This window comes from uncultured Nostoc sp. (assembly GCF_964245575.1).
Lineage (GTDB): Bacteria > Cyanobacteriota > Cyanobacteriia > Cyanobacteriales > Nostocaceae > Nostoc.
This window is the reverse complement of sequence record NZ_CAXTNP010000105.1, coordinates 1-20,612: the sequence shown is the minus strand read 5'-3', so window position 1 is coordinate 20,612 and position 20,612 is coordinate 1. Positions and strand designations below refer to the sequence as shown.

At 41.8% G+C, this 20,612-nt stretch carries 20 protein-coding genes and 2 pseudogenes; 5 read left to right on the top strand and 17 right to left on the bottom strand.

Annotation, left to right across the window (positions count from 1 at the left end; translation table 11 throughout):
- Positions 1–333 precede the first annotated feature (333 nt).
- On the bottom strand, positions 334–633 hold the full coding sequence (locus tag ACFFAP_RS17840) for a 2Fe-2S iron-sulfur cluster-binding protein (protein WP_323201379.1): 300 nt from the start codon (positions 631–633) through the stop codon (positions 334–336).
- A 130-nt stretch (positions 634–763) separates the two neighbouring features.
- On the opposite strand from ACFFAP_RS17840, the gene ACFFAP_RS17835 reads away from it, so the two are divergent.
- Positions 764–895 carry a hypothetical protein gene (locus ACFFAP_RS17835; protein ID WP_375512455.1) on the top strand — a complete coding sequence of 44 codons (132 nt, stop codon included), beginning with the start codon at positions 764–766 and terminating at the stop codon, positions 893–895.
- Positions 896–897: 2 nt separating this feature from the next.
- Here the strand turns inward: ACFFAP_RS17835 and ACFFAP_RS17830 are convergent, their stop codons facing one another.
- From ACFFAP_RS17830 to ACFFAP_RS17780, 11 genes and pseudogenes are all read right to left on the bottom strand, one after another.
- A complete protein-coding gene (locus tag ACFFAP_RS17830) occupies positions 898–1,272 on the bottom strand; it encodes a HesB/IscA family protein (RefSeq protein ID WP_375512454.1) in 375 nt (124 codons plus the stop codon).
- A gap of 54 nt (positions 1,273–1,326) precedes the next feature.
- Positions 1,327–2,130, bottom strand: a complete 804-nt coding sequence (locus tag ACFFAP_RS17825; RefSeq protein ID WP_375512453.1) for a ThiF family adenylyltransferase — start codon at positions 2,128–2,130, stop codon at positions 1,327–1,329.
- 10 nt (positions 2,131–2,140) lie between these two features.
- Positions 2,141–2,458: a nitrogenase-stabilizing/protective protein NifW gene (gene nifW, locus ACFFAP_RS17820; protein WP_375512452.1), complete on the bottom strand. Its 318-nt coding sequence runs from the start codon at positions 2,456–2,458 to the stop codon at positions 2,141–2,143.
- Entirely contained in the window at positions 2,455–2,670 is a 216-nt protein-coding gene (locus ACFFAP_RS17815; protein ID WP_375512451.1) for a CCE_0567 family metalloprotein, read from the bottom strand. Before ACFFAP_RS17815 ends, nifW begins: the two co-directional genes overlap by 4 nt.
- Before the next feature lie 135 nt (positions 2,671–2,805).
- Positions 2,806–3,282, bottom strand: a complete 477-nt coding sequence (locus ACFFAP_RS17810) for a NifX-associated nitrogen fixation protein (RefSeq protein WP_375512450.1) — start codon at positions 3,280–3,282, stop codon at positions 2,806–2,808.
- Positions 3,279–3,692 (bottom strand): nitrogen fixation protein NifX, encoded by a 414-nt coding sequence (nifX, locus tag ACFFAP_RS17805; RefSeq protein ID WP_375512449.1) that lies wholly within the window; start codon positions 3,690–3,692, stop codon positions 3,279–3,281. Before nifX ends, ACFFAP_RS17810 begins: the two co-directional genes overlap by 4 nt.
- 42 nt (positions 3,693–3,734) lie before the next feature.
- Positions 3,735–5,072 (bottom strand): nitrogenase iron-molybdenum cofactor biosynthesis protein NifN, encoded by a 1,338-nt coding sequence (nifN, locus tag ACFFAP_RS17800; RefSeq protein ID WP_375512448.1) that lies wholly within the window; start codon positions 5,070–5,072, stop codon positions 3,735–3,737.
- A complete protein-coding gene (nifE, locus tag ACFFAP_RS17795) occupies positions 5,072–6,451 on the bottom strand; it encodes a nitrogenase iron-molybdenum cofactor biosynthesis protein NifE (protein ID WP_375512447.1) in 1,380 nt (459 codons plus the stop codon). Before nifE ends, nifN begins: the two co-directional genes overlap by 1 nt.
- 96 nt (positions 6,452–6,547) lie before the next feature.
- Positions 6,548–6,895: a Mo-dependent nitrogenase C-terminal domain-containing protein gene (locus ACFFAP_RS17790; RefSeq protein WP_375512446.1), complete on the bottom strand. Its 348-nt coding sequence runs from the start codon at positions 6,893–6,895 to the stop codon at positions 6,548–6,550.
- A 159-nt stretch (positions 6,896–7,054) separates the two neighbouring features.
- On the bottom strand, positions 7,055–8,590 hold the full coding sequence (gene nifK, locus ACFFAP_RS17785; protein WP_375512445.1) for a nitrogenase molybdenum-iron protein subunit beta: 1,536 nt from the start codon (positions 8,588–8,590) through the stop codon (positions 7,055–7,057).
- Between the two features lie 226 nt (positions 8,591–8,816).
- Positions 8,817–9,008: pseudogene (locus tag ACFFAP_RS17780) on the bottom strand (hypothetical protein); the annotation flags it as partial.
- A 178-nt stretch (positions 9,009–9,186) separates the two neighbouring features.
- Here ACFFAP_RS17780 and ACFFAP_RS17775 point away from each other — a divergent pair.
- Positions 9,187–10,539 (top strand): annotated as a pseudogene (locus ACFFAP_RS17775) (site-specific integrase); the annotation flags it as partial.
- Between the two features lie 158 nt (positions 10,540–10,697).
- Positions 10,698–12,506 carry an ATP-dependent endonuclease gene (locus ACFFAP_RS17770; RefSeq protein WP_375512444.1) on the top strand — a complete coding sequence of 603 codons (1,809 nt, stop codon included), beginning with the start codon at positions 10,698–10,700 and terminating at the stop codon, positions 12,504–12,506.
- Positions 12,507–12,553: 47 nt separating this feature from the next.
- Here ACFFAP_RS17770 and ACFFAP_RS17765 read toward each other — a convergent pair whose 3' ends face one another.
- A complete protein-coding gene (locus ACFFAP_RS17765; protein ID WP_375512460.1) occupies positions 12,554–13,123 on the bottom strand; it encodes a Uma2 family endonuclease in 570 nt (189 codons plus the stop codon).
- A gap of 492 nt (positions 13,124–13,615) precedes the next feature.
- On the opposite strand from ACFFAP_RS17765, the gene ACFFAP_RS17760 reads away from it, so the two are divergent.
- Positions 13,616–13,990 (top strand): hypothetical protein, encoded by a 375-nt coding sequence (locus ACFFAP_RS17760; RefSeq protein ID WP_375512443.1) that lies wholly within the window; start codon positions 13,616–13,618, stop codon positions 13,988–13,990.
- Positions 13,991–14,466: 476 nt separating this feature from the next.
- On the opposite strand, the gene ACFFAP_RS17755 is transcribed toward ACFFAP_RS17760, so the two are convergent.
- Complete coding sequence (locus tag ACFFAP_RS17755) at positions 14,467–15,006, bottom strand: DUF2267 domain-containing protein (protein WP_375512442.1); 540 nt, start codon at positions 15,004–15,006, stop codon at positions 14,467–14,469.
- 275 nt (positions 15,007–15,281) lie between these two features.
- On the opposite strand from ACFFAP_RS17755, the gene ACFFAP_RS17750 reads away from it, so the two are divergent.
- Positions 15,282–16,076, top strand: a complete 795-nt coding sequence (locus ACFFAP_RS17750) for a dienelactone hydrolase family protein (RefSeq protein ID WP_375512441.1) — start codon at positions 15,282–15,284, stop codon at positions 16,074–16,076.
- A 167-nt stretch (positions 16,077–16,243) separates the two neighbouring features.
- Here ACFFAP_RS17750 and ACFFAP_RS17745 read toward each other — a convergent pair whose 3' ends face one another.
- From ACFFAP_RS17745 to ACFFAP_RS17735, 3 genes are all read right to left on the bottom strand, one after another.
- Entirely contained in the window at positions 16,244–16,891 is a 648-nt protein-coding gene (locus tag ACFFAP_RS17745; protein WP_375512440.1) for a class I SAM-dependent methyltransferase, read from the bottom strand.
- Positions 16,892–17,015: 124 nt separating this feature from the next.
- Positions 17,016–19,232, bottom strand: coding sequence for an ATP-binding protein (locus ACFFAP_RS17740; protein WP_375512439.1), 2,217 nt, complete (start codon positions 19,230–19,232; stop codon positions 17,016–17,018).
- 345 nt (positions 19,233–19,577) lie between these two features.
- Entirely contained in the window at positions 19,578–20,003 is a 426-nt protein-coding gene (locus ACFFAP_RS17735) for a hypothetical protein (protein ID WP_375512438.1), read from the bottom strand.
- Between the last annotated feature and the right edge of the window lie 609 nt (positions 20,004–20,612).

The window sequence follows — 20,612 nt, the reverse complement described above, 5'->3', positions numbered from 1 at the left end:
GTTATAAAGTGATAGTAGTTCCTGGTATTACCCCCGATGTATTTACTACTTTAATAATTAATCAGAGAAAGTTTTGTTATAAAGTGATAGTAGTTCCTGGTATTACCCCCATTGATATAAGTTTTTTCAAGATTGTTTCATACTGAGTTTTACAGAAGGTAACGATTCCTCACTTTCGTATTATCAATAATTATAAGTAACAGCCAGTCACACTAAAATGTGTAAATATTTGAATTATAAATTAGTAATTTTGAAGGGAAGAATGAAGTATGTTTTCATTCTTCATCCTTCATATTTTATTTGGTTGCTAAAGGCAGCAACAAAAGTAATAATTTAGACTAAGTAGGCTTCTTGATGTGTCTTAATTGTGCAATTAGAACGAGGATAAGTTACACAAAGTAGAGCGTATCCTTTAGAAACCTGATCGTCATCTAAAAAGTTTTGATCATCTTGATTAACTTCACCTTCAACAACCTTGCCTACACAGCTAGAGCAAGAGCCTGCGTGACAAGAAAAGGGCAATTCAATACCATTTTCTTCTGCTGCTTCTAAGATGGTAGTCTCTTCGTCAACTTCAATTGTGCTGTCGAGGTCTTCTTTTTTGTTGATTAATCTAACTTGGTAGGAAGCCATTTTCCGATTCTCCTCAAACGTTATACAGTTGGTTTAATTTACGAAGTTTTTGAGCAAACTATCCTACTTTTTGCTCCCCTTTTTCTTACAAAGATGCTAAGTTTAGTCAGCTTCTCTATAGGGGTAAGGGATGCAACGCGAACAAGAAGCTACCTCAACGCAAGGCGATAAGCCTGCGGCATGGCTTCTCTACGAGACGCTCCGCGAACGCTTACCGCATCTATGGGAAGCCTCAACAATTGACTTGGCGCTAACAGAATGATGTTACTTGCAAGGTACACCAGTAGGCTTACTATCGCCTGCTTTGAGGGACTTTCCACAACCACCGCATTTATCAGTTGCATTGGGGTTGGTGAACTTAAAACCGCTTTCCATCACTCCCTCAACGAAGTCAACCACAATTCCTTCTAATAACGACGCACTTTTGGCATCAACGTAAACCAGCACTTTCCCTTGCTGGCTCACCAAATCATCTGGTTGGGGCTTGCTGGTGATATCCATTGCATATTCATGGCCACTGCAACCACCATCTTTTACTGAGATGCGAACACCTTTAGTTGCGCCATTAGCATTGGGTGCGGAACTTCGGAGCAATGCGTGCAGATGTAATTCTGCTTTTTCTGATAAAATAACGGCCATTAGGTCTCCTGATTTGTAGCGATTAGTTGTTCCGATTTCAGGTGGGGACGAAAATTAACTATTTTGTGCAATACCTGTGGGTTCCATCGAATTGGCTTGTGCGTGTCTCCAAGGTGCATTATTACCGCATACTGGACAAGAGCGATCGCGGTGAGAACGGCGTTTAGCAAATTCCATCCGATTCAGGTCCATTGTCAGCAATTGCGACAGTAGAGGCTGACTAAACCCGGTGATCAGCTTGATCGCTTCCAGTGCTGTTAGACAAGCTAGTGTCCCAGAAACAGCGCCTATAACTGAAAAGCCGCGCTGATCCCAATCAGGCTTTTCTGGAAACAGACAAGATAAACAAGGAGTCACACCAGGAATAATCGTCGTCAGGTAAGCCTCCATCCCATTCATTGCAGCTTCCACCATTGGCTTACGCCAGCGCACACAGGCTTCATTTAACAAATTGCGCTCTGTAAAGTTGTGGGCGCAATCAAGAGCCATATCGGCAGATTGCACTAACGAATCTACATTTTCTGGGGTGATGTAATCATGAACAGCTTCCACTTGGACATCAGGATTAATCGCATCCAGAGTTTCTTTAGCTTTGAATACCCTTGGCTTACCTACCCAATCATCAGTCATGAGAACCTGACGATTCATATCATCCAGCCGCAAGTCACCACCCCGCACTAGGATTAGCCGCCCAACGCCCGCTACTGCTAAGTAAAGCGCCGCCGTACCGCCTAATCCCCCCACACCTGTAACCAGAACCGTCGCTGACTTCAAGCGCTTCTGTGCTGTTTCGCCAAAATTCGGAAGCATCATTTGGCGACGATAGCGTTCTAATTCGGTAGGCGTTAGGTTAACCAATTTATACCTCCTAATCAGAAGTGATTTCTGTCAGTGTGACTACATTTTTCGGCTTGTCGTTAAACACTTTGAACAGCTTTTGTTCGTGGGGTGTTGATTCGATAAAGACCTGATAAGCTTTTTGCAAAGCCAAAGAATATTGATTTAATTTCTCTTCTTGACTCAAGTCAGAAGAATTATCATCAATTTCTTGGATGTATTGAGAAAATTTTTTCAGAATATGTAGACGATTTACATTCACAACTTCTAAATCGTAGGACATATTAAAAAAATGAAAAAATTCTTCTGCATCTACGAGTTTCTTGAATTCATCAATAGTTCCAGTCATTTAGCATTCTCCAATTGTTTCAGATGTTGCTTAAGTTCATCTAACTGGCGATAAATTTCATAAGTTGCGGCTGCAACATCCATAAGTTGTTTGTAGTCTGTTGGCAGACCTTCAGCTAAATCATGCAGATCCATTTTCATTTGACCTGCTTTGCTATTGAGCCGTCTGATTTGTCCTTGTAGTTCCTCAATACTTGTTTCTTTTGCTTGCACAATCAGCTACTCCTTTTATGAAAGTTAGGAGTTAGAAGTTAAAAGTTAGAAGTTAAAAATTAGTAACTATGAATCATGAATTATCAGTTAAGATTTAGATTAACTTCTAACTCCTCACTCTTAACTCTTAACTCCTTAAAGGTTGCCAACTTCAGGAAAGCGCTTTGCCAAATCAATACCTTTCTTGACGTAGTTTTCTCCCTCTTCTGCCAATTTATCTAGCGAGTCAAAGCCAAAGCGATGAGCATCCCGTAAGGTTTTTACAGTTAGCAAAAGACGACTAGAAAAAACTAGCGCCCAGCCAAATCCTTCATGGCTCAAATCAACCACAACCTGGGATATCAAACCTGTTTCCTGTTCAATACCAGCGGCTACAGCTCGAAAAAATGCCATAATCCGTGCTTGAGTGATCGGATCAACTTCGCCCTCAATGGAGATTTCCCGTTTCTTTTGTTTGGTGACAATAAAGGGTTTGAGAATCAATTCATCCGACCAACTACGATAAACTCCATAACTGTCTTGACCACGGATTTGTTTAATTAATACCTTAAGGAAAGGTGAGTTCAAGACTTCAGTTGTAGCAGTTCCGTTAATACTATTATTTGTGGTCATACTGTTGCTTCATTTTCAACTTCATCGGCAAAGTTTGTGGGTTTTTGCTGTAAAGCTTTACGCAACCAAGGTGGAGGATTACCTTTGAGGGTTTTCACTAGTTTGTTTAGCACTTCATTAATTTCGTCCTCTTCCGATCGCGCCTTCACTGGGGTGACACCTTTCTTGATTAACCGAGCAGCTGCGCTCCCACCAATTGCCAAAACATAAATAATTGTGCAGTCACCTAATGCTTCAATTTTTGGTGCGAGTTTACTTTCATTATTCTCTTCTTTGATTTCATAATTAAATTTGATAGCTTCTACAAATTGATATCCTTCATCTGAAATTTCATAAACATCAATTTGTTCTGAGCCTCCAAAGTGAGTATTAATATGAACTCCGTCACTTGTCGTAAAGGCAATCTTCATCGTAATTCTCCTCTCTAAAGTTTTGAATTTTGAAGTGTTAATTCAAAACTCTGCGCTCACAATACCTAACTCTTGAAACTGCTTAACTCTCGCTTCTTCTTGCTCTAAAAACAGGTTGCCGATGCCATACACAAGTTCCATCGTGCCTCGATAGCCAACTTTGGTAAATTGACCATTACCTAAGCGGTCATAAATGGGCAATCCCAGACGATAAAGAGGAATCGAGAGCTGTTTAGCGATCGCACTGACATTCGAGTTCCCAATCAGCAAATCAGAACCGTCTACTAGACTCTGAAAGTCTTCCAAATCACCGATGGTGACGCTTTTAATCGGGAGTTTCTCCAAGAGGTGCGATCGCGTGGTTGTCACCGCCGCATGAATTTGCGCTCCCATCGATTGCAGGAAATGCACTATTGACCACAACAAATCTGGTTCCAGCGCTAGAGAAACTCGTTTTGCACCGAAGTAAAAGTGCGTGTCCAACATTGCATCTTGCAACTGACGGCGTTGGCGGCGGTATTTTTCGGGTACGCTGTTACCACTCAGAAACGCCAATGCTTGGATAAATTCATCTACTGGTTCTAATCCCGTCAGTTGGCTAAACACCTCATAAGGTGTGTCAAACCGTTCTGATAATATTTTGGCTGCATCTCGCATACTTTCACCCAATGCCAGGGTGAAAGCAGAACTACCTACTTCTTGTAGCTGTTTTAAGGTAGTCCCACTGACTGTAACCGCACTATAATCATCCTCTAAGTGTCCATCTAGAGAAGCGCCAAGGTCAGGTACAAAGATAGGCACTAGTCCAAAGGACGTGACTATCTCTTTGATTTCCTGTACATCTCCTGGTGTGAAGGCAGAACCCGCCAAAATCGTGACTTGTTCAGTTCTGAGTTCACCTGGTTGAGGAATTTCTTTAACTATGCTTTCTACAGCAACAGCAAAGCCATCTTGCAACGCCCCTTTAAAATCTGGGGTAGGTGCAAAAACGATCGCTAAATCATTCAATTCGGGATGGCGATCGCGGATTTCTTTCAGAAAACCCTCGATGTCATCGCCTCTAGTTTCCGTTAACCCAGTACTACATAAACCAATAATTTCTGGGTTAGCCTTTTCCACCAGAGTCAGAATTGCTTGTTCCACATTCTCTTCACCACCCAAAATAGTAGTTACTTCCGTCATCGCTGTCGTAGCTAGGGGAATAGCTTCCCGGAAATGCCGCACCAGGACAACTTTGGCGAAAGCAGTACAACCTTGAGCACCGTGGAATAAAGGCATCGTCCCCTTCAATCCCAAAAAGGCTAAGGTTGCACCCAAAGCTTGACTTTGCTTGAGGGGATTAACTGTCAGTGCTTTGTTAGAAATGCTAACGATCGCCATTAAACTACCTCTTCGTCCCAAGGAGCAGGTTTGCGTATTTGTTCCCAAATGGGGCTATACAGAGCTTCGTACAATTCCCGCGCCATCTCAATCATTCCCACATAACCTGCATAAGGATGGTGGCGTTCTTGGTTGATATCAAGGAAAGGAATTCGAGCTTTCAAGGCAGTGTATTGGTTACGTCCACCAGCAATCAGCATATCTGCTTTGGTGTCTTTAACCACTTGTAGCAATTCTTTAGCGTTGCCCTTTTCCAACATGATGCCATCGTTGCCAAGCAACTTCTGGATTTTGGCTTTATCTTCTTCAGTACTTTTGCGAGTACTGGTAGCAACAACTTCAATGCCCAAGTCCCTAGCTGCCGAGATAATCGACCAACTCTTGACACCACCAGTATACAAAACAACTCGTTTACCTTTGAGTCGAGCGCGATAAGGAGCCAGTGCCAAATCTAAAGCAGCCGTTTCTTCTGCAATTAGCTTTTCTGTCCGCTCCTGTAAATCAGGATCGCCTAATTTCGCAGCGATGTTTCGCAGACAGCGATTCATATCATCGATGCCGTAGAAAGACTCTTCAATGTAAGGGATGTTGTAACGCTCCTCCATCTTTCTCGCCATATTGACCAGCGCTCGTGAGCAGATCATGACGTTGAGCTTGGCGCGGTGGGCGTAGCGAATTTCATTGTAGCGAGCATCGCCCGTAATTTTAGACAAAATCCGGATGCCTAACTTTTCTAGGAGTGGTGTTACTCCCCACATTTCACCGGCGATGTTGTATTCACCGATTAAGTTAATATCATAGGGCGTTGTATGTTCCGGTTCTGCTGTGCCGACAACATATTCCAACAAAGCTTCACCACCGAAACGGTTGCCCAGATTTTTACTGCCAATGAATCCTGGGGCAATAACGGGAATAACAGGAGTACCAATTTTCTCAGCCGCAGCTTTGCAGACGGCATCAAGATCATCACCAATTAAGGCAGTAACGCAAGTGGCGTAGACAAATACTGCTGAGGGTTGGTAGCGCTCTTTAAGTTCCAGAATCGCCTTGTAAAGCTTCTTTTCACCACCGAAGATGACATCATTTTCACCCAAGTCAGTGGTAAAGCCCATTTTGTAGAGTTGAGGGCCAGAGGAAAGACTACCACGACTGCCCCAGGAATTACCAGCACAGGCTATAGGCCCGTGGACTAAATGAGCAGCATCTGCGATCGGCACTAAGGCAATCATTGCACCATCAAAGGCACAGCCCCCTTGAGCCGCGCCAGGTTGTGCCTGTTGAGCGCATGATTTGTTTTTCTTTTCGGATTGTTTGTGCTGATTATGTTCGCATCCTGTCTCAGTGAGCAGTTCGTTGATTTTGCCTTGGGTGGTTTTCATCTCTCTTCTTGTGCTGAATTGTTAATTGTCCTTTGTCATTTGTCATTTGTCCTTTGAATAACTAACAACTAATGACTAATGACCAATGACTAATGACTAACAAATGTATTTTGTGACATCCTCTCCACATACATCGGCGAGGTAAGATAAAGCTCGGAAACGCAATCCTACAAATTCGTCATATAAAGGATTGAGTTTACATAGTGGTGGGATATCAATAGACTTCCCAAATAATTTAATTTGTCGCTCAAAGGGACAACAACAAGGAATTGTTTGGCAAATTAGATGAGCGATGCGATTATTTTTAACCTGAATTTCATCCACTACACGGCGCAACGGATTGAGAAGATTGTTGAACTTCCCTGGTTTTTTATGGTTAGGTGGATGGTAATTAGGATGAGGATGAGTGTGAGTATGTTCGTGAGTGTGATTGATGGTTTCCATTGATAAATCCCTTAGGTAAATGCTAGAAAGAAAAAGGGAAGTTGGGGATTGGGGATTGGGTATTAGGTATTAGGTTTAGATATTTCCCTACTCCCTACTCCCTACTCCCCACTCCCCTTCTTCACCCTTTAATTAACACGTTGTGTTTCTACGCAATTTCTAACGAATCAAGTCGTAGGAAATATCTGTCTTAGAAGGAATGTTGGTGTTGCGATCGATTTCTTCAAACAGAGTATTTACAACCCAGTTAAGCAAGTTGATTACACCTTGATAACCAATGGTGGAGTAGCGGTGTAGGTGGTGGCGATCCATGATGGGGTAGCCGATTCTCACCAGGGGAGTCTTAGTATCGCGCCACAGGTACTTACCGTAGGTGTTACCAACCAGGAAGTCTACTGGTTCGGTGAACATTAGAGAACGCATGTGCCACAAGTCTTTACCAGGCCAAAGAGTTGCATTCCTACCGAAGGGGCTAGAAGCAAGCAGTTCTTTCATTTCTGCTTCAAATACGTCGTTGCTGTTGTGAACCAAGATATGTACAGGTTCAGCACCCATTTCTAGCATAAAGCCAACTACGCTGTATACTAAATCTGGTTCGCCGTAGATAGCGAAGCGCTTGCCGTGAATCCATGAGTGGGAGTCAGTCATGGCATCAACTGCCTGACCGCGTTCAATTTCCAATTGTTCGGGAATGGGGATACCACTCAGTTCGCTGATTTTCATCAAGAACTCGTCAGTACCCTTAATACCCCAAGGACGGCAAACTGCGGTTGGTTGCTTCCACTCTTTTTCGATGTACTCGCGGGTTTTGAGCGTAGAGTGTGCTTGCAGAGCAATTGTAGCTTTAGCATTAATTGAATCTTCTGCATCTTCAATCTTTGTACCACCTGGGTACATATTGAACTCACCTGTGTTAGGTGAATCCAGGTAGTCGCTGTTGTCGGCTAAAATGGTGTAGTCTAAGCCGAACAGGGAAGCAATCCGCTTGATTTCGCGGTTGTTGCCTACATAGGTGTCAAAACCTGGGATGAAGTTGATTTTACCATTGCTGGTTTCTTTCTTATGACCTGCGGTCAGGTTAGAAAGAATTCCCTTCATCATGTTGTCGTAACCAGTGATGTGGGAGCCAACAAAGCTAGGGGTGTGAGCGTAGGGTACTGGGAAATCTTGAGGAACTGAACCAGCTTCCTTGGCGTTGTTGATGAAAGACTGTAAGTCATCACCAATTACTTCTGCCATACAGGTGGTGCAGACAGCAATCATCTTGGGTTTGTAGAGTTGGTAAGAGTTCGCCAACCCGTCAATCATGTTTTGCAGACCACCAAATACGGCTGCATCTTCAGTCATTGAAGAAGATACACCAGAAAATGGCTCTTTGTAGTGACGGGTTAAGTGGGTGCGGAAATAAGCAACGCAACCTTGAGAACCTTGAACAAAAGGTAGAGTACCTTCAAAACCAACAGCAGCAAAGATTGCTCCTAATGGTTGACAGCCTTTAGCAGGGTTGACGGTTAAAGCTTCACGAGCGAAGTTCTTTTCACGATAATCCCAACCCTTCGTCCACTCTGCAACCCGTTGTACTTCTTCGGTTTCGTGAGCATTTTCAAACTGCTTTTTGTTTTCAAATAGCTGTTTGTACTCCGGTTGGTGGAATAACTCGACGTGATCTTGAATTTTTTCGGGATTCTGAGGCATTTTTGGATCTCCAAGCTTACTGAATTCTTTACTGATTGAGGAATAAGGATTTGAGGCAGTAGAGACGCGATTAATCGCGTCTGTACTAGGGAGTGGGAATATGATTCAAAATTCAAAATGCAAAAATCAAAAGAAATTTTAATTTTTCAGTTTTGAATTTTGGATTCCCAACTCCCCCCTGGGGTTTTAGCCCCAGGTTATCCTTACTTATCTAGCTCTCATTTCCCTAGACGGCAGCTTTAGCTTCAACTTTAGCTTCAGCTTCAGCTTTAGCTATAGCCTTCTTAGCGTTAGCTTTTTCATTCCAAGGAGCGCCAATTAATCCCCAGGTTGGGCTGTTAAGTGCCAAGTCCATGTCACGTGCGAAGATGGCGAAGCCATCGTAACCGTGATAAGGGCCGGAGTAATCCTTTTTGTGGTTTAATTCTTTTCAACAGTCTAATGTTTGCAGTAAACAGTGTCAGCGATAAACATTGTTCGCTGATAACACATTTATTTTTAGGCTAAATATAGGCTAAAAACACAGCATAATTAGGTTCAGGACTAACGCATCATCTAAATGTTGTCCTGAGCCAAGGTGATTAAAAAATCGCCCGTTTTTTTGCTCATCTCTGCAAGCACAGCAGCAAAAAGAACACATGAGAACGAAAGTACTACTAGAATTAGAGCAAGTTAATCTGCGTTTGAAGTCTGCAAAGGCAAAGGTGACAATTAGAGAATCGAATGGAAGTCTGCAATTACGGGCGACGTTACCAATTAAACCGGGAGATAAAGATAGCAATGGTACTAGGAGAAAACAATACAATCTCAGTTTGAATATTCCCTCTAACTTGGATGGACTCAAGACGGCTGAGGAAGAAGCCTATGAATTAGGGAAGTTAATCGCTCGTAAAAGTTTTGAATGGAATGATAAATATTTAGGTAATGAGGCAATTAAAAAAGAATTTAAAACTATAGGAGAATTACTCGAAAAATTTGAAGAAGAGTATTTTAAAACTCATAAACGCACTACCAAAAGTGAACATACTTTTTTTTATTACTTTTCCAGAACTAAACGGTTTACAAATTCCAAAGATTTAGCAAATACTGAAAATCTGATAAGTTCAATTGAACTTATCGAGAAAGAATGGGCTAAATATAATGCAGCTAGAGCTATATCTGCATTTTGCATGACATTCAAAATTGAAATCGATTTATCTAAATATTCCAAACTGCCTGAAAATAATTCTCGCAATATCCCTACAGATGTGGAAATAGCTGAGGGAATTCTTAAATTTGAAGATTATCTGAATAACAGAGGTAATCAAGTTAATCAAAATGTTCAAGATAGTTGGCAACTTTGGCGCTGGACGTATGGAATGTTAGCAGTTTTTGGTTTACGTCCACGAGAACTTTTTATAAATCCTGATATTGATTGGTGGTTGAGTCAAGAAAATGTAGATTTCACATGGAAAGTCCATAAAGATTGTAAGACTGGTGAAAGACAAGCATTGCCATTATATATGCAATGGATTGAGGAATTTGATTTGAGAAATCCTAAATATTTGGATATGTTGGGGAGTGCGATCGCTAAAAAAGATAACACTAATCATGCGGAGATAACAGCATTAACACAGCGAGTTAGTTGGTGGTTTCGTAAGATAGGATTGGATTTTAAACCCTATGATTTACGTCACGCTTGGGCAATTCGGGCACATATTTTAGGAATTCCAATTAAAGCGGCGGCGGATAATTTGGGGCATAGCGTGCAAGTTCACACCCAAACTTATCAGCGTTGGTTTTCACTGGATATGCGGAAGTTGGCGATTAATCAGGCTTTGAGTAAGAGGAATGAGATTGAGTTGATTAGGGAGGAGAATGCTAAATTGAGGGTGGAGAATGAAAGTTTGAAGTTGGAGATTGAAAAGTTAAAAATGGAGTTAGTTTATAAGCGGAGTGAAATTTGTTAATAAAAATGATGCGGTTCGTTACGCTGCGCGATAACGCACGCTACTAGCTTGCTCTTTAAATTTCCGTATAATAAATAGTTATATTTATTGAGGTTATCTGTGAAGACAGTAGTCTAAAGTTACCTGTAAAGTCATCAAAGCTATGTAGCTGTTAGACTATGCAGAGTGTTCGCTCTGTAAGTAAAATATTGTTAATGTATATTTACAAACTGGCCCGGATCGTATTCAACAATGGAGAAGAGGTTGAACCAGGAAACCTTACCGTTATTATTGGCCCGAACAATGCTGGAAAAAGCCGTACTTTAAAGGACATTGCTCAGAAAACCACAAAAAGTACACCTCCACCTGGTATTGTTGTTAGCGATGTTGAGTGGACAACCCCACAGAATCTACAGGAGCTACGCAAAGCCTATAGTTTGGAACGCTACCAAGACCAACATACCAACTGGATGTTTCGTACACTAGCTCCTGAACTATCCGAGGAACGCCAAGTGCCTGCAAGCTTCTGGTCTGAAGAACAGCAAATTTCCCATTATTTATCTAATACATCTTTGTTTGCTGACTATTTTGGTATTGCTATGGTTGCATTTATCACCACAGAACACCGTCTTCAATTGGTGAAAGAGGCTGCTAGTGCAGCCCATGAAAGACAAGAAGCAAATCTGCTGCAAACTTTCTATAATGCAGGAACTTCTCTAGAGAATGATATACAAAAATTAGTGAAGCGTGCCTTTGGCAAAGAAATTAAGCTAGATTTCACTGTACCCCAGCGATTACTTCTTCGAGTTGGAGATGATTTTAGTTTAATTCCTTCAGATCCAAGAGATGCTAGACAGCCAATGCAGGGATATGACAAGTTGGATGATCAAGGGGATGGAATCAGAAGTTTTGTAGGAATTACCACTGCATTGTTGGCAACTAAACGAAATGTATTTCTAATCGATGAACCAGAGGCTTTTCTTGCTCCACCTCAAGCTTTCCGGATAGGTGAGTTTATTGCAGAACAAGCAAACAGTAAACGCCAAATAATTTTAGCCACACACAGCGCCGACTTACTGCGTGGTCTTTTAAGCAAGACAACCGATCTCACTATTATTCGGATTGACCGTAGAGATGAAACCAACTATTTCAATACACTTGACCCAAATCGCTTACGGGAATTAGTGAACGATCCTCTATTGAGTTCATCTCGTGTTCTGGACGGACTTTTTTACTCCGGTGTAGTTGTGGTAGAAGCAGATAGTGATGGGCGATTTTACCAAACTGCCTCTAACAAGCGGAAAAATAATATTGATTTATATTTCGTTAATGCAGATAACAAGCAAACTGTTCCACGAATTACCACACTGTATCGGGATATGGGAGTGCGCTGCGTAGGAATTGTTGATTTTGATGTGTTAAATGACCCGGCAGAATTTAAAAAGCAGCTAGAGGCTCTAAAATTCAGTCAAGAAGGCATTACTCGAATGCTGACTATTCGTGAAGAAATTGCAAAAGCAGTTAAAGAACTTCCTTGTGATGAGAGGTTAAAGAAGGTCAAAGAGCAAATGACAACACTATTAGTCTCTCTCAATAAGGTACAAGGTAAAGCTTTTGTTTCTGATGGCGAAGCTAAATCTGAAAAAGAAAAATTATTGAGCCAAATTGAACGTCGAGCTAGAGAAATTGCAGCCTCGACTAAGAACTGGAACGATTTCAAGGAGAAAGGGCGGGCAGCCTTGCCAGCAGAATTACAATCTAGTTTTGACGATTTATGGAAAACCTGTTCAGAAAAAGGGCTATTCATCAATCCATGTGGTGAATTAGAGTCAATGCTGACACATCGAGGGATTCCTTACACAACAGATAAACGCGGATGGATTACAAAAGCCTTGTTAATGCTTCCCGGACTCGAAGTTAATGATAATGAATATCCCTGGAAATTTATCAAAGAGATTCAAGAGTATCTCATGGGTTTGGAAGATTAATAGTGCGATCGCACCCCTCCCAAAGCATACATCGTCACAAAGCTGATTTACTCGAAAACAATGCCGCGATAAATTTCTGCCATCGATAATGCGATCGCAACTGAATCCAAAGAAATAGATAGCTCTAAACCGCTAAAATCACTGAGCAACCAACCTTCAGCTTGTTTACTGTAGCGTTCCACAAAAGGTTCATCCTGCTCAACTAATAAATATTCGCTAAAACTCCCAATTGATCGATACATCCGAAATTTACTAAATCGCTCATAATCTGCGGTGGAAGGAGATAGTACTTCAACAATCAAAATGGGATTCAAGACTTCATCTAAGCGATCGCCATTTAGTTGCGGTTCACCGTCAAAAATCATTACATCTGGATATACTCCGCGTGTATGTTCGAGAATCCACAGCCGTAAATCGCTGTTAATTGGCTTGAATTGAGTATCGCGCAGCAGAAACTTGAAAAAGGCAAAAATGTTTCCACCGATGCGGCTGTGTTTGAGCGTTTCTCCAGGCATAGGTACAATTTTTCCATCTCGATATTCGCTGCGTCCTTCCGCTTTTTCTTCGAGCGCACGATATTCATCCAAGCTGTAGCAGCGCGAGATGGTAGAAATCATAGGTCGTAGGCGTTGGCGTAGCCCGCCTGAGGCATCGCATTGGCCATAAGACAACAATATTATTTTGTCACAGATTTGGTTGTGAGGTGATATCGTGCTGCGATGATTGATTTGGTGCATTGCGCTGCGCGACAACTGACCCTACAAGCTGGTTTTGAACTTGTAAATCAAGTTTTGAACTTCTAAATCGAGTTTTTAACTTCTAAATCAAGTTTTGAACTTCTAAATCGAGTTTTTAACTTCTAAATCGAGTTTTTAACTTCTAAATCGAGTTTTTAACTTCTAAATCGAGTTTTTAACTTCTAAACCTATTAATCTCAACAAATTTCAGCAAATATACTTGCATATATCTTGTGTACCATGCTCCAAAAGTTCTGTAGCTTCACTCAGGCTAATGCATCCGCTTATTGCGTATTTTATGGTATATAAAGAATTCAGTGTAAAACACTATCAGAGTTCTCTATATTAAATTAATCCAAAAAGGAAAACTTTATGGCGCAACGGAGACGAAACTCGATCGCACTGACTAAAGCTGAACGACGCATTGAAGGATTGCAGACAATTAACCCTGATTTAGACTTTAGCAATGGGTTGTCAATCGCTACTTACAACACTATGATTCATGAGTTACGAGAGAAGTTAGCTGCTCATAATCAAGCACGAACAATGATGGATAAGACGCAGAATGCATTGGAAGATGCAGAACGTGCCTTGAATACTTATTCTGAGCAGATGCTGCTGAGTGTTGCATCTCGTTATGGCAAAAATAGTGATGAGTACGGGATGGCTGGTGGAACACGCAAGTCAGATTATCGCCGGAAAGCACGCCTGGTGGTTAACCAAACGCTGAAGTCTGCGGAGTTATAAGTTAGGAGTTAGAAGTAGAGACGCGATTAATTGCGTCTCTATAGGAGTTAAGAGTTAAAATAAATAACACAAGAGCGATAATTCTGTCGAATATGCTCAAGGACAGTGCAAAGAACAATGCGATGCCTCCGGCGGGCTACGCCAACGCCGACGACGAGCTAGGGTTACGCATCAATCTGTGGGGTGCGTTGCACCTTGCGACAAAACACCCTAAAAACTGTTGAAGTGTTAGAGGTTATCTACTTACAATCTGCCCTTGAAGAGTTTGGGCAACGCCGATAGCGTAGCGTAAAGCCTTCTCTTCGAGAGGCAACGCCTTCGGCATAGCTTCGCTTAGAGCGACGCAGGAGTGTCACAGCCCGTCGTAGACATCGCTTCGTTCTACATTAATGGTTGTGAATCAGTAAACCTATTATATAAAAAGCCTGTTTGTGATAATTACTCACAAACAGACTTGACTTTTTTTATACTTCTAATTAAGGTTGCTCCCAAAGCTCACGGATACGGTCAGGGAGCAAGCCAGCAATTTCCTGAATCCGCTCTTGGGAAAGTTGGTCTTTGGTGGCAGAAAACACCGCTTTAATTGCCTGCTCTACCTCGACTGTTCCTGGGAGTCCTCCTTCATTAGCAACCCGCCTGATAAATAAATCGGAATCAATTCCAAGAGGAGCCGGGCCTGTCAAAGGTTGACGGATTCGACTTAAAAATTTCACAATGGGATTGGTGTCTTTCCAGAGGTCAGCTACTTCAAACTGGAGTGCTTTTTCATCCGTAGGTATAGCTTCTGTATGTAGTTCTGCCTCGACGCGATCAATTGTGTCCGTGGTCATTAAGTCGCGCATAACACGAAACACAACTTCTGAAAAGTCTCTTGCGTCATACAAATCCGCAAATCCGCTTTGAACCATGACCTTTTCCAGGAACGAGCGATGTTCGTCGGCAATCACAGTTCGAGAATCTTCAATCTCTGTTGGGTCAACTTCTGGAACATTTGTTCTAAATGATTCATCAGGCATTGTTTTTTCTTGTGCTTTTTAATATTGAGTCTTTATGCTTACCTTATGTAAGGTCGCACAAATCAAAAACCCTTAACATCATCCAGAAGTTTGAAATACCATCTATTCAAAAGTTAGAAATTTAGCTGCTCAACTGAGATATTTGGTATTAACACGCGCAAGTTAGTTGTATAGCAATTGCGATCGCTGCTGTTTTTGCCCGTCGTAGACATCGCCCATTGGTGTTAAAAAATAGTCAAAATAGATGAATTGGTATAAATTCCGTCGAAACAAAGATGATAGAAACAAACATCGAAATCAACACTTGCTATGTCAAAGTACCTAACAATGACTTAGAAATCGATGCTTACTTAGCTCAACCAGCACAAAAGGGAACCTTTGGCGCGGTTATAGTTTTTCCAGAAATTTTTGGAATCAATACTAATATTCGAGATATTACTGAACTAATTGCTAAACAAGGTTATGTAGCAATAGCACCCGCAATGTATCAACGTATTGCTCCCGGTTTTGAGGCTGACTTGAGCCAAGAAGATGTTGGGTATAGCCCAGAAAGCTATCGGCTGGGCTTGGAATACTATCAACAAGTAAAGTATCAAGATATCTTAAGTGATATTCAAGCTACTATTACTTACCTCAAAACTTTACCCAATGTCAAAGATAATGCAATCGGTGTCATTGGTTTCTGTTTTGGCGGTCATGTTGCTTATATGGCTGCAAGTTTACCCGATATCAAAGCAACAGCTTCGTTTTACGGTGGTGGGATTACCACTTCTAGTTATGGTGAAGAAACTCCAACCATTAATCGCACCTCAGAAATTAAAGGTACTATTTATGCATTTTTTGGTACAATAGATGCATTAGTTTCCCAGGAAGAAAACGAGCAAATTGAGGCGGAACTCCAAAAACATCAAATAAATCATCGTATATTTCGATACGATGCAGGACATGGATTCTTTGCCGGATTTTTCAAAGATAAGTACCCATTCTTAGCCCAGCACCCAAGTTACAACCCTGAAGCTGCTCCTGATGCTTGGCAACATGTTCTACAACTGTTTCAAAAAAACTTGTAATATAATGTCAGGCTAACCAACCTGACTTCAAAAATGTTCCTAGTCAGGACTGAAGTCTTGATTTTGTAAAGCCCTTTGGGCATAGTTGCGCTTACTACATAGCGTCTCGTAGAGAGGATTAAAGTCCTCACTACAAAACAAAATTATAATAGTGCGATATGTTGCCTTTAACCTTTTGAGTTTTTCAGCAGTAATTGACAACCACATGAAAACGGGTTTGGACTTTCTATGCGATCGTCCACAAGTACTTTAATGGGAAGGTTGCTGTTATAAATCAATTCGTCATAATCCATCAATGCATCCCACTTGATTTTGCCAGTCGGGAAGCCTAGCTGTGAACTAGCATCAGATATTAATTCTTGCCATTTCTGAATCTCTGGATCTTGCGACTTGCAGTAATCGAGAATGGCAATGAATGCACCAGGCTTGGTAACTCGCAGAATCTCCTTAAGGGCAAGAACTGGATCGTCAACGACACAGAGGGTAAATCCTGAAGCTGCTGCATCAAAGCTATTATCAGGAAAATCAAGATTGCACATATCCGATACCTTGAAGGTGATGTCTGCGGATACACACTTTTTACGTGCTTCATCCAGCATCTTCTCAGAAAGATCAACACCGACGACATGCACGCCTTCAGGATAGGCTGAAAGATTAAGACCTGTTCCTACCGCAGCATCTAGTATGGTTTGTCCTGGCTTCAGCTGCAAAGAAGCAATTAGAGGTTCGCGCTCAATGTGCCAGTAACGCTTCATAATTGCGTCATAATCCACTGCGCCTTGATCGTAGGTTTCAATCACCTGATTTATCTGCATAGGTTCCTTAACAAATATAACTACTGATTTTCACTATCTAGTTATACGTAAAATATAGTATTAAATAAAAATCGGCTACCGTAATAATAGCTAGATACTTTGACAATTCCAAACTAGTATCAAGTTAAACCACTCCATGAACCTTTAGCCCGAGAGGAACCTGAATGATAAACTCGGTTCCTTCTCCAGCAGTTGAGAAGCACTCCAGTTTGCCGCCATGTTTTTCTGTGATAATTTGGTAGCTGATGGACATACCCATTCCAGTTCCTTTGCCAACGGGTTTGGTGGTGAAAAAGGGATCAAATATTCGTTGCTGAAATTCTTTGGAAATACCGACTCCGTTATCAGCGATCGCCACTTCTAACCAGGTTGAATTAACTACCGATGTGCGAATCCTAATTTGACTGGGATTGTTCTCGATATCCTCATAGGTACGCTTGGCATTGCTTTCTTCTAACGCATCAATTGCATTCACTAAAATATTCATAAACACCTGGTTGAGTTGTCCGGCATAGCATTCTAATAGAGGTACATTGCCGTAGTCTTTGCTCACCTGAATTTCAGGTTGCTCTGGTTTAGCTTTGAGGCGGTGTTGCAAAATCATCAGGGTACTGTCGATGCCCTCATGAATATCAACGCTTTTAATTTCTGCTTCGTCCATGCGGGAGAAGTTTCGCAGCGACAGTACAATTTGGCGAATGCGATCGGTGCCTACTTTCATAGAAGACAACATTTTCGGCAAGTCTGACTGCAAAAACTCCAAATCCATGTCTTCGGCAGCGATTTGAATTTCCGCAGCCGGGTTAGAATCATGCTGCTGATACAACTGTACAAACGCTAATAAATCCTGGGTATATTCTTGCACATGGACAAGGTTGCCATGAATAAAGTTGACTGGATTATTAATTTCGTGTGCGACTCCAGCAACTAGTTGTCCGAGACTAGACATTTTTTCACTTTGAATAACTTGAGATTGAGTGCGCTGCAATTCCTCTAATGCATTTTTGAGTTCAGTAGTGCGTTCTTCTACTCGATCTTCTAGTTCTTCCTTGCTTTTCTCTAGGGCACTAAATGATTCGTGCAGTTGCCCTGCCATGTGGTTGAAAGAGTTGGACAGGGTATTAAGTTCTTGAATGCCGCTAGTTTCTACTGTTTGATCTAAATTGCCAGATGCCATTGCCTCACTTGCCCAATTCAGACGCAGAATCGGGCGTACAATCCAATGGGAGGTAAACACGCCCATCACTGAGGCAACAACTAACGCACCAAAACAAAGCGCGATCGTGGTCTGCGTATTGGCGTTAATTTGCGCCATGAATGTGTTTTCTGGCACACTCACTACTACTAGCCAATCCAAGCCATACTTGTCACGCCAAGGTACAACACTGACAAAATCACGTTTTCCTTGCACCTCAAACTGAAAATCTGTGTGTTGGGTGATGGACTTAAACCCATTGAAGGTTTGGAGGTGTCTGGCAATGTTCTGTATCATTGGGTTGGGGCTGTCGATCGCCCGCAATCTCTGCACTTTTTGATTAACGAGGGTAAAGAGCTTCTCTGTACCAGAACTGGCAACTAACGTGCCATCACGCTCTAAAAGGAATACTTGCCCAGACTTACTAACATCTAAAGTGTTTAAAAAATCGCTGAGTTTCAGCAGATGAATATCCGTAGCAATCATTCCCAGCAAGCGATTATGTGCATCATAGATCGGACGACTGGCAGAGGCGGCAATGTAGGGCCCGGTGGGAAAATTTCCAGTCACAATCTTTGCCCAAATAGGTTTACCTGCGGCGATGGGTTGAGTATACCAAGGTTCGCTAGAATTTTGCCAATTCCAGCGAGCATTGACCTGAGTTCGATTACCTTGATGATCGGTAGCGTAGGTGTAGGTATTGTTTGGAGGCTTGGCAGTCCAATCATCAATAGTGATTGTTTTTCCATCATAACGAGCGGCTCCCAGCCCCTCACCTGTTGTTAATCCAATACCAATATAAGTCAGGTCATAGGCCTGCATTTGATCCCAGAAATATTTGCCAAGGGTTTTGCGATGCCTAAGGCGGGCTTCGCCTACGCGTACATCTAATATTCCCCTGCGGATAGCATCTGCGTTAATCTGATTAAGGGTTTGCGGAATGGAAAGACGAGACTTCAAATGTTCATCCACTACATCGCTGGTACGATCCATCAACTGCTCTGCCAAGTCGTTAACTGCTCTTTGCCCATTTTTAAAGGACAAATAACCCACTAAACTGACCGCTCCAAAAATTTGGAGCAGGAAGGGAACAACAAGAACAATCTGTAATGGGAACGCTTTACCTTTGCTAAAGGGAGTTTTCATTGGAAACTAGAAGTTGATGCTAATCTGATTTACTTCTATAGTTCCCAAGATGCCCACATACTCACCTTTGTTTAAATTTTTTCGTCAAGCTTTAGGGTGCGTTGTCGCAAAGCGCAACACACCATCATAATCATTAATTAGTGCGTTGTGCTGCGCGACTACTAACGGATAAATATTTTGATAATACAGCGATGTCTACGACAAGCCCTCCGGGTGCGCCAGTCGCTCATGGGGGAGACCCCCTTGGCGCTAGCCTCTCCCTTTGGGAGAAGACCGCGCTGGCTTACCGCTTTGCGTCTACGCAATTATTTGGGTTTGACAAAATTTTGAGTACTAGCGCACATCTTAATTTGTCGCTACCGTTTTCTTTCCATTCTTGCCCTCCACACTGGCAACAAATGACGGTTGCTCAGTACCAGGAGTTGACGGTTCGCCTCGCAGTCCCTTACGACGCTGATTTTTAGGAACTCCTCCCGCCATGCCGTACTCTACACTACTTTTACCATATCGAGTCCCAACTGCCATCAGCATGTGTTCTGTCATATCTGCCAACTCATCTTCTGTTTCCAGCATTTCACGATACAACTTATCCAAGCTGGAAAGGGCACTATTGTAGGCGTTTTCTTTAGTTCGCATCGTCTCGATCAGGTTTGAGAAGGCAGGTAAAGTGAGTCCATTGCCTAAATCTAAACTCTGATCAATTGAGTTTATGCTAGCCGCACGACGCACTGCTCTTTCTAATACTACAGAAGTTCTTTTTCTCCGAGCCATAATCTACACCTTGTAATCCAATACGGTTAATATTCTTTACCTTAAAAAACTTACGTATAGATCAGCCTGAGAGAATTCCGGCAAATCTGCAATAGCTTTTGATACATAGGGATAATTACAGCAGATTGCGCGAACTACTGAAATCAGAAAGCAAACTGGGGTTTGAGAAAGTCAAAGCTGATTTTACTTGCGGAAAACACCAAAATCAGAAAGCAAACTGGGGTTTGAGAAAGTCAAAGCTGATTTTGCTTGCGGAAAACACCGAAATGAGTAAGTTAAATGGCATTTTGAGAAAGTCAAATGCCATTTTGCTTACTAAATTCGACTTTATCCATATTTTTGCGATGTAATGACTAGCTCTGATTATTGTGAAAAGATTTTGTTAGCAACAGTCTTGTTGTCAAGCTCTGATTTATCAGTCTATTGCTGCGATATTCAGTGGGAAGGGCAAGAATGAATTTATGCGATTGTTTGCTGTTGTGAAACGCTCTAGTTGACCTTTTTTTAATTAAAAATTAAAAGTTAAAAATTAATCAGAATAATAATTTTTAATTAATTAATTTTGGGTACGACCAAGCACTGAAATCTTTGATTTCAGTGGTCTACAAT

Bases quoted from the DNA above. Each gene is read 5' to 3' on its own strand.
- ACFFAP_RS17735 (WP_375512438.1), bottom strand. From the start codon at position 20,003: ATGGCTCGGAGAAAAAGAACTTCTGTAGTATTAGAAAGAGCAGTGCGT.
- ACFFAP_RS17765 (WP_375512460.1), bottom strand. From the start codon at position 13,123: ATGATTTCTACCATCTCGCGCTGCTACAGCTTGGATGAATATCGTGCG.
- nifK (WP_375512445.1), bottom strand. From the start codon at position 8,590: ATGCCTCAGAATCCCGAAAAAATTCAAGATCACGTCGAGTTATTCCAC.
- ACFFAP_RS17835 (WP_375512455.1), top strand. From the start codon at position 764: ATGCAACGCGAACAAGAAGCTACCTCAACGCAAGGCGATAAGCCTGCG.
- ACFFAP_RS17750 (WP_375512441.1), top strand. From the start codon at position 15,282: ATGATAGAAACAAACATCGAAATCAACACTTGCTATGTCAAAGTACCT.
- nifN (WP_375512448.1), bottom strand. From the start codon at position 5,072: ATGGCGATCGTTAGCATTTCTAACAAAGCACTGACAGTTAATCCCCTC.
- ACFFAP_RS17755 (WP_375512442.1), bottom strand. From the start codon at position 15,006: ATGCCTGATGAATCATTTAGAACAAATGTTCCAGAAGTTGACCCAACA.
- ACFFAP_RS17840 (WP_323201379.1), bottom strand. From the start codon at position 633: ATGGCTTCCTACCAAGTTAGATTAATCAACAAAAAAGAAGACCTCGAC.
- nifW (WP_375512452.1), bottom strand. From the start codon at position 2,458: ATGACTGGAACTATTGATGAATTCAAGAAACTCGTAGATGCAGAAGAA.
- ACFFAP_RS17810 (WP_375512450.1), bottom strand. From the start codon at position 3,282: ATGACCACAAATAATAGTATTAACGGAACTGCTACAACTGAAGTCTTG.
- nifX (WP_375512449.1), bottom strand. From the start codon at position 3,692: ATGAAGATTGCCTTTACGACAAGTGACGGAGTTCATATTAATACTCAC.
- ACFFAP_RS17830 (WP_375512454.1), bottom strand. From the start codon at position 1,272: ATGGCCGTTATTTTATCAGAAAAAGCAGAATTACATCTGCACGCATTG.
- ACFFAP_RS17770 (WP_375512444.1), top strand. From the start codon at position 10,698: ATGCAGAGTGTTCGCTCTGTAAGTAAAATATTGTTAATGTATATTTAC.
- ACFFAP_RS17740 (WP_375512439.1), bottom strand. From the start codon at position 19,232: ATGAAAACTCCCTTTAGCAAAGGTAAAGCGTTCCCATTACAGATTGTT.
- ACFFAP_RS17760 (WP_375512443.1), top strand. From the start codon at position 13,616: ATGGCGCAACGGAGACGAAACTCGATCGCACTGACTAAAGCTGAACGA.
- ACFFAP_RS17745 (WP_375512440.1), bottom strand. From the start codon at position 16,891: ATGCAGATAAATCAGGTGATTGAAACCTACGATCAAGGCGCAGTGGAT.
- nifE (WP_375512447.1), bottom strand. From the start codon at position 6,451: ATGAAAACCACCCAAGGCAAAATCAACGAACTGCTCACTGAGACAGGA.
- ACFFAP_RS17790 (WP_375512446.1), bottom strand. From the start codon at position 6,895: ATGGAAACCATCAATCACACTCACGAACATACTCACACTCATCCTCAT.